The organism is Streptomyces sp. NPDC003697 (assembly GCF_053587115.1).
Window position 1 is genome coordinate 196,683 of record NZ_JBSFNN010000001.1, and the last position, 7,294, is coordinate 203,976.

Consider the following 7,294-nt stretch of genomic DNA (forward strand, 5'->3'; position numbering starts at 1 on the left):
TTGTTGCAGTGCAACCGAAAGACAGCAGGTTACGGAGATGCACATTGCGCCGCAAATGCGGGAATTGCTTGCACTGGTGTTCTCCTCGCCCGGCTACGGAACAGTCGTTTGCGACGGCACGGAACGTCCGGCCGGCGCCCTGCGGTAAGGGCGGACAACCGAGGAGATACATCACCATGAACATGCTGAACAGGGTGGTGGTGGGGATGGCCGCCATGGCCGTGCTCGCCACCGGAGCGGTCACCGCCACTGCCCAACCGACCGCCGGTGCACCGTCGGCTGCCCACGCCGCGGCCGCGTCCCCTGTGGCGCTGGTGTTCGTGAAGAACGCGAAAGACCCGTCCAACTCGACGCTTCAGGTCTGGAACGGCAGGACCCGCGTCGCCAGCTACCGCGCCGGGTCAGGTCTGGGAACTGCGGCCAACAACGGGACACCGGCGGGCAGGCGGTATCGGAACGAGTGCGTGAAGGACGTCGGGTGGCTCCCCAACGGCACGTACCGACCGTCTTCGTTCGAGACCAGCCGGAACGGGACGATCAAGGGATACGCCATCGGCCTGCCTGCCAAGAACTGCTACTCGCGCAAGACCCAGCGCAACGCGCTGTTCATCCACAGCGAGATGACCAGGGACAGGAAGCAGGGGCCACGCAACGGACCCGACAGCCCGCAGCGCTGGGACGGGGTGTCGGACTACAAGTCCAACGGCTGCATCAAGCTCCACCCCCACCACATCGCCCAGCTGTTCAGCTACATGAACAAGCACGGACGCGCTGCCCTGCTCACGGTGCGCTGATCCACGCGTAGCCCACGTCCCAGTTCGCCGATCCTCCGTCCCCGAAGGCCTCGGCCTCCGGGGACGGAGGATCGGCGGACGGTGGCCGGCGAAACCGCGCGGGGGCTGGTCGTGAGCATGCTTACCGAGACGATCGTGCGGACGGTGCACACACCTCATAGGGCGTGCGGCCTCCGGTACCGGAGTGGGTCCTCAGGCGTCAGCTGCCACATGGTCCCCAAGCATGATCAAGGGCCGGTTTCGGATGGCTCCGAAACCGGCCCTGACCTGCGACTCCAACGAGTCGGGACGACAGGATTTGAACCTGCGACCCCTTGACCCCCAGTCAAGTGCGCTACCAAGCTGCGCCACGTCCCGATGCGCTCACGTGCGGTGACCCGTGTGATCGCGTGAACGCCACTTTACCCCACGGCGGGGGATGCGCCGAAAGGAGCTCGGCCGCGGGGGACAATCGGCGTATGGGCAGCACATCATCCGACCGTCCGGCCGACGCACGGGACCGGGACACCGAGGGCCGGGCACGCAACGCCCGGCCGCGCGACGGGCTCGGGCGGCCCCTGCCGTACGGCGCGGACGGCGTGCCGCGGCAGCCCGAGGGCGTCGTCCGCACCCCCGGGCAGACGGTCGCGGAGGCCCAGGCGCTGCTGGACGAGGGCAAGCCGTTCCACGCGCACGAGGTCTTCGAGGACGCCTGGAAGTCGGGGCCCGCGGCGGAGCGCGCCCTGTGGCGCGGCCTCGCCCAGCTGGCGGTCGGGCTCACGCACGCCGCCCGCGGCAACGTCGCCGGGGGCGCCCGGCTGCTGCGGCGCGGCGCCGGCGCCGTGCAGGGGTGGGCGGCGGACTCCGGCGAGCACCACCCGTACGGGATGGACCTCCCCGGGCTGGCCGGCTGGGCCGGCGAGCTCGCGGACGCCGTGGAGCGGGGAGCGCCCGTGGACGCGGCGGAACGGGCCCCCCGGCTGCGGGCCGCGCCGTGACCTGACGCCGCGGCAGGCCCGGGCCGGCCGTCCGTGGCGCGGGGCGCACGGGGCGCCGGTGGCGGGCGGTTGCCTGCGGCGGTACGGAACCGGGTGCGCGGGCCGCCGAAGGCGTACGGCAGACTCGGGGCGTGCGAAAGATTCATGTCATCGGTATCGGCGCGGGCGACCCGGAGCAGCTGACGCTGCAGGCCGTCAGGGCGCTGCGCGACACGGACGTGTTCTTCGTCCTCGACAAGGGCGAGGCGAAGTCGGACCTGGTCCGGCTGCGCCGGGACATGCTGCGCACACATGTGCCGGAGGGCACGTACCGCCTGGTGGAGGCCCGCGACCCCGACCGGGACCGGTCCGCGGGCGGCGCCGCCTACTCCCCCGCCGTCGAGGACTGGCGCACCGCCCGCGCCGACATCTACGAGCGGCTGATCGCCGAGGAGCTGGGCGGGGACGAGACCGGCGCGTTCCTCGTCTGGGGCGACCCCTCGCTGTACGACAGCACGCTCGGCATCCTGGCGGAGGTGCTGGAGCGGGGCACGGTCTCCTTCGACTACGACGTCGTGCCCGGCATCAGCAGCGTGTCCGCGCTGGTCGCCCGGCACCGCACGGGCCTCAACCGGGTCGCGCGGCCCGTGCAGATCACCACCGGCCGGCGGCTCGCGGAGGGGTTCCCGGAAGCCGTGGACGACGTGGTGGTGATGCTCGACGCCCACCAGGCGTTCCGGCGGTACGCCGACGAGGACGTCGACATCTACTGGGGCGCCTACATCGGCACCCCGGACGAGATCCTCGTCTCCGGCCCGATCGCCGAGGCGGCCCCGCGGATCGAGCGCCTGAGGGCGGAGGCCCGCGAGCGCAAGGGCTGGATCATGGACACATACCTGCTGCGCCGGAAGCCGGCCCAGCCGAAGGGCGACCAGCGGACCGGGAGCGGTGAACCTGTTTCGAGAGCCGGGAGGAGCGTCGATCCCGGAGGGCGCCGTCCGTCGTAGGGTGAGGGCGGCCGAAGGGGGCCACCGGACAAGGGAGCCATCGGTGACGCGGTACCTGATCTCGTTCGACGACGGCGCGATGACCTTCCCCGAGCAGGAGTTGCCCGAGGTGGCCAAGGCCTCGCAGGCGGTGGTGCGGGAGGCTCAGGAGGCCGGCGTATGGGTCTTCGGCGGTGGACTGGAGAGCCAGCGGGCGAGCGTCGTGGCCACCGACGGGAGCGTCACCGACGGCCCGTACCCGGAGACCAAGGCCGTCCTCGGCGGGTTCTCGATCATCGATGTGCCCTCACGCGAGGACGCGCTGGAGTGGGCTTCCAAGATCGCCGCCGCGTGCCGCTGCGCGCAGGAGGTCCGGGAGATCATGGCCGACCCGACCGTCTGATCGAAGACCACCCGCCACGGCTGGGGCCTGGTTCGGCAGTGGCTCGTGACCCGGGGGTCCGCATGCTGCGGGCCCGTGGGTGACGTGGCTGGGCGGCACGATCCGACGGACGAGGCGCGGGCGGTGGTCGAGGCGTTGCTGCCGGTCGCGGGGTGCGGTCGTACGGCGCGGAACCTCGCGTCGGCAGGTCGACGGAATCCGGCATCGGGCCAGACCGCCGCGCCTCCCCTCCCGTCTGCCGGACCGGGCCGCTCGTGGCGGGGCCACCTCACCGCCCGTCCGGCTCCGGCAGGCCCGGCCCCGGCCCGTGCAGGGCGGCCAGCGCGCCGGCCACGCCGGGGACCGCGGTCACGCCGTCCGGCAGCGGCGGGCGCCGTACGACCACGACCGGCAGGCCCAGGTTCCGTGCCGCCGTGAGTTTCGCCGCCGTCGCCTCTCCCCCGCTGTCCTTGGTCACCAGCACGTCGACGCGGTGCGCGCGGAGCAGCGCCGTCTCGTCCTGGACGGTGAACGGTCCGCGGGCCAGGACGACGTGCGTGTCCGGCGGCATCGGCGGCTCGGGCGGCTCCACGGACCGGACGACGAAGTGCAGCCCGGTCAGGTGGGCGAACGCCGCGAGGCCCATCCGCCCCGTCGTCAGGAACACCCGGCGTCCGAGGGAGGGCAGTGCCTCCGCGGCCGCGTCCAGCGAGGCGACCGGGTGCCAGCGGTCCCCGGGGCCGGGCCGCCAGCCGGGGCGACGCAGGACGACCAGGCGGACTCCGGTCAGGGCGGCCGCCCGCCCCGCGTTCCGTGTGATCGACGCGGCGAAGGGATGGGTGGCGTCGACTACGGCGTCCACGTGGTGCGCGCGCAGCCACGCCGCCAGGCCCTCCGCGCCGCCGAAGCCGCCGACGCGGACCTCCCCCGCCGTCGCGCCGGGGCGGGCCACGCGGCCCGCCAGCGAGGTGGTCACCTGCCAGCCGGGACGTGCCGCGAGCTCGGCGGCCAGCTCACGTGCCTCGGTGGTGCCGCCGAGGACCAGGACGTGCGGGGACATGGCGCCGAGCGTACGAGGCGGTGCCCGCCGGCCGGGACGCGGGTGGCTCCCGGGGCACGCCGCCCCCGGAGCCACCGACCGGGACGCGGATGCGGTGGGTGCCGGGCACGGGCGCGCGCCGCCCCGGGGCACCGGCCGGGACGCGATTGCACCGGACGGACACCACCCCGGAAGCACCGCCCCGGACGCGCACTCCCCCGAGGTACCGCCCCGGACCCGAGGGTGCCGCGCTCACCCCCGGCGCGGCCGCGCGGGCCCGGGGTCCGTGGCGGCGGCTCGTCCGGCCGGGATGCTGGTGGCCGGCGTGCCGTGCGCCGCACGGGTGGCGGCACCGGCGGGCCCGTTTGACCGCGGTGCGGAGCGGTTACCCACCCCCCGGTGCCGCCCGGGAAACGGCGGCGGCGCCTCCGCTGCCGCCCTCGGGGACCCATGACCGAACACGCGCCCGCCCGGCCCGCCCGGACCCCCTACGGCGGGGCCGAACGGCTGCTCGTCGTCAGCGCCAGCATGGGCTCCGGTCACGACACGGTCGCCGCCGAGCTGGTCCGCCGCGCCCGGGCCGCCGGAAGGGAGGCGCACGTCGTCGACGTCCTCACGCTCCTGCCCCGCGGCGTCGGATCCGGACTGCGCGGCTTCTACCAGGCGTCGGTGCGCCGCTTCCCCTGGGTGTACGCCGGGATCTACGCGTACTTCCTGCGGCCGGGCCCCCACCCCCGCCCGAGCGGCACTCCGCTGGCGCGGCTCGCGGCGGACCCGTTCATGCGCCGGGTGCGCGAGACGGGGGCCGACGTGGTCGTTCCGGTCTTCCATCTGGCCGCCCAGCTCACCGGCCACCTCCGGGCGCAGGGCGTGCTGCGGGTGCCCGCGGTTGTCGTCGTCGTGGACTTCGCCGTGCACCGGCAGTGGCTCCACCCGGGCAACGACCTGCATCTGTGCGTCACGGACGAGGCGGCCGCGCAGGTGCGGCGGGGCATCGGCCGGCCGGCCCGGACGACGGGCCCGGTCGTGGCTCCGGGCTTCTTAACCGAGGGACCGGGGGCTGCGGGGTGGCGGCGGCGGTTCGAGCGGTTCGCCCCCGGGCGCCCGGCGGTGCTGCTGTCCGCGGGGGCGTGGGGAGCCGGGTCGCACCTGGCCGGCACCGCGCGGCTGCTTGCCGGGAACGGCTTCCTGCCCGTCGTGCTGTGCGGACGCAACGAACGGCTGCGGCGTGCCGTGTCCGGTCTCCCGGGCGTCCTCACACCGGGCTGGGTCACCGGCATGCCGGACCTGCTGCACGCCTGTGCGGCCCTGGTGGACAACGCGGCCGGGCAGACCGCCGTGCAGGCCCTCGCCGCCGGGGTCCCGGTGATCGGTCACCGGCCGCTGCCCGGGCATGGGGCGGAGGGGGTCGACCGCATGGCCGCCCTCGGCGTGTCGGACCGGGCGGCGGACGCGTCCGGCCTGCTGCGGTCGCTGTCCCGGCTCACGGAACCCGGCCCGGAGCGCGACCGGCGGATCGCCGCCGGGCGGGCGCTCTTCCGAGACGACGCGCTGTCCCACCTGGTCCACGCTCGGGGCGCCGACCGGGCGTAGCCACTGCCCCGGGGCATCCGAGTGCGTCGACCGGGCGCGGCCCTGCCGCTCACCGCTGCCGTCGCGGGTCCGGCGGCGGGGGCCGCCGCGTACAGCCGCCCCCGTCGGGCGGGCGGAAGTGCCCGTCGGGCGACACGGCGGTGGGCGACGGGGTGCGGTGCCCCGGCCGCGGCGGCAAAGGGCGGACGGACGTCCTAGACCCGGCCGGTCCGGTCGAGGTCGAGCCGGCCGACGCGGGCGACGTTGTCCACGTCCTCGGGGTCCTCGCTGGGCGCGGCGGCGAACCAGGCGTCGAGGATCTCCCCGAGCAGCGGCTCGGACGTCAGACGCAGGCTCAGCGCCAGCACGTTGGCGTCGTTCCAGCGGCGTGCGCCGTCCGCCGTGGCGGCGTCGGTGCACAGGGCCGCCCGGACACCCGGCACCTTGTTGGCCGCGATGGAGGCGCCCGTGCCGGTCCAGCAGCACACGACGGCCTGGTCGCTGGTCCCCCCGGCGACGTCGCGGGCCGCGGCCGCGGAGCACACCGCCCACTGCGGGTCGTCGCCGGGGCGCAGCGCGCCGTGCGTGACCACGTCATGTCCGCGCTCGCGCAGCCGGGCGACCAGCGAGCGGGCCACGGCTTCGTCCATGTCCGAGGAGACGGAGATCCGCATGCCTCGGAGACTACTCAGCGCGAACGGTCGCTCCAAGACCGGCCCGCTCCGGTACACGGCCGCCGCGGTCCGGTGTGACGAGACGACGGTTGCATCCACCGGGTGATTCACCGGCGCCCGTGCAACCGCGGTACCGGCGGCCCGCCTCCTTTCCGACCAGGACGGCACGACGCGACAGAACGGATGAACCGATGCAGACCATGACGACCCTGCCGGACGCCTCCGCCTGGGACCGCGAGACCCACGACGACTTCCTGCTGCCGCCGCCCGACCCGGCGCAGCGCATCAGGTGTTCCATCGACCCCTACGACCTGCGCCGCCTTGACCTGCACGCGGCGCTCACCGCCGCCGGCATCGCCCCGCTGCCGGGAGACCGGGAGGCGATCGAACAGCTGAGCGCGCTGCCCGACAGCGTGCACCGGGCGCTGCACCGGTGGCTCACCTGCACGGGCTGACACCCCGGCGCACCGGCGTCACCGTGACCGCCGCCCCGCACGGACCCCGCGGCGGGCCTGTACCGCGCCCGTACCGGAGGCCCTGAGGCGCCGGTGCCCGCCCAGCGGCCTTCCGCGCCGGGCCGCACCAGCGGCCTCGTCGCCCGGCGAGTGGCCGCGCGCGTCCGGCAAACGGCCACGCGGCGTCCGGTGCGGGTCCTCGCCCGGCCCGGCACCCGGAAGCCGTCGTGGGCGACCTCGGGCTTCGGGCGGTGCGGTGAGGCCGTCCGTCGGGCGCCGCCCGGCCGGGGCCCGTGCCGCAACGGGCGCCGGTGCACGGCAGGCACGAGTGCCGCGACAGGCGACGTCGCCTGTCGCGACACCCGGCACGCTCCCCCAAGCTCTCGGCTCCGCTCGAGCAGGGGGTACCCCCACCCAAGCTCACATATCGGAATAG

8 protein-coding genes and 1 tRNA gene are annotated in these 7,294 nt (G+C 75.0%); 6 read left to right on the forward strand and 3 right to left on the reverse strand.

Features of this window, described 5'->3' with window-relative positions:
* The first annotated feature begins 176 nt into the window (after window positions 1-176).
* Window positions 177-794, forward strand: a complete 618-nt coding sequence (locus ACWDNY_RS00830; RefSeq protein ID WP_451643519.1) for a L,D-transpeptidase — start codon at window positions 177-179, stop codon at window positions 792-794.
* Between the two features lie 283 nt (window positions 795-1,077).
* On the opposite strand, the gene ACWDNY_RS00835 is transcribed toward ACWDNY_RS00830, so the two are convergent.
* A tRNA-Pro gene (locus ACWDNY_RS00835) sits at window positions 1,078-1,151 on the reverse strand.
* 101 nt (window positions 1,152-1,252) lie between these two features.
* Between ACWDNY_RS00835 and ACWDNY_RS00840 the strand changes: the two genes are divergently transcribed.
* The 3 genes from ACWDNY_RS00840 (at window position 1,253) to ACWDNY_RS00850 (ending at window position 3,139) form a co-directional block, all read left to right on the forward strand.
* Window positions 1,253-1,771: a DUF309 domain-containing protein gene (locus tag ACWDNY_RS00840; protein ID WP_451643520.1), complete on the forward strand. Its 519-nt coding sequence runs from the start codon at window positions 1,253-1,255 to the stop codon at window positions 1,769-1,771.
* 131 nt (window positions 1,772-1,902) lie between these two features.
* Entirely contained in the window at window positions 1,903-2,757 is an 855-nt protein-coding gene (cobF, locus tag ACWDNY_RS00845) for a precorrin-6A synthase (deacetylating) (RefSeq protein WP_451643521.1), read from the forward strand.
* 43 nt (window positions 2,758-2,800) lie between these two features.
* Window positions 2,801-3,139 (forward strand): YciI family protein, encoded by a 339-nt coding sequence (locus tag ACWDNY_RS00850; protein ID WP_451643522.1) that lies wholly within the window; start codon window positions 2,801-2,803, stop codon window positions 3,137-3,139.
* 268 nt (window positions 3,140-3,407) lie between these two features.
* Here the strand turns inward: ACWDNY_RS00850 and ACWDNY_RS00855 are convergent, their stop codons facing one another.
* On the reverse strand, window positions 3,408-4,178 hold the full coding sequence (locus ACWDNY_RS00855; RefSeq protein ID WP_451643523.1) for a cobalt-precorrin-6A reductase: 771 nt from the start codon (window positions 4,176-4,178) through the stop codon (window positions 3,408-3,410).
* Between the two features lie 429 nt (window positions 4,179-4,607).
* Between ACWDNY_RS00855 and ACWDNY_RS00860 the strand changes: the two genes are divergently transcribed.
* Window positions 4,608-5,750 (forward strand): MGDG synthase family glycosyltransferase, encoded by a 1,143-nt coding sequence (locus ACWDNY_RS00860; protein ID WP_451643524.1) that lies wholly within the window; start codon window positions 4,608-4,610, stop codon window positions 5,748-5,750.
* 194 nt (window positions 5,751-5,944) lie between these two features.
* Here ACWDNY_RS00860 and ACWDNY_RS00865 read toward each other — a convergent pair whose 3' ends face one another.
* On the reverse strand, window positions 5,945-6,403 hold the full coding sequence (locus tag ACWDNY_RS00865; protein WP_451643525.1) for an RpiB/LacA/LacB family sugar-phosphate isomerase: 459 nt from the start codon (window positions 6,401-6,403) through the stop codon (window positions 5,945-5,947).
* 191 nt (window positions 6,404-6,594) lie between these two features.
* Between ACWDNY_RS00865 and ACWDNY_RS00870 the strand changes: the two genes are divergently transcribed.
* A complete protein-coding gene (locus ACWDNY_RS00870) occupies window positions 6,595-6,858 on the forward strand; it encodes a hypothetical protein (RefSeq protein WP_451643526.1) in 264 nt (87 codons plus the stop codon).
* The last annotated feature ends 436 nt before the right edge of the window (window positions 6,859-7,294 follow it).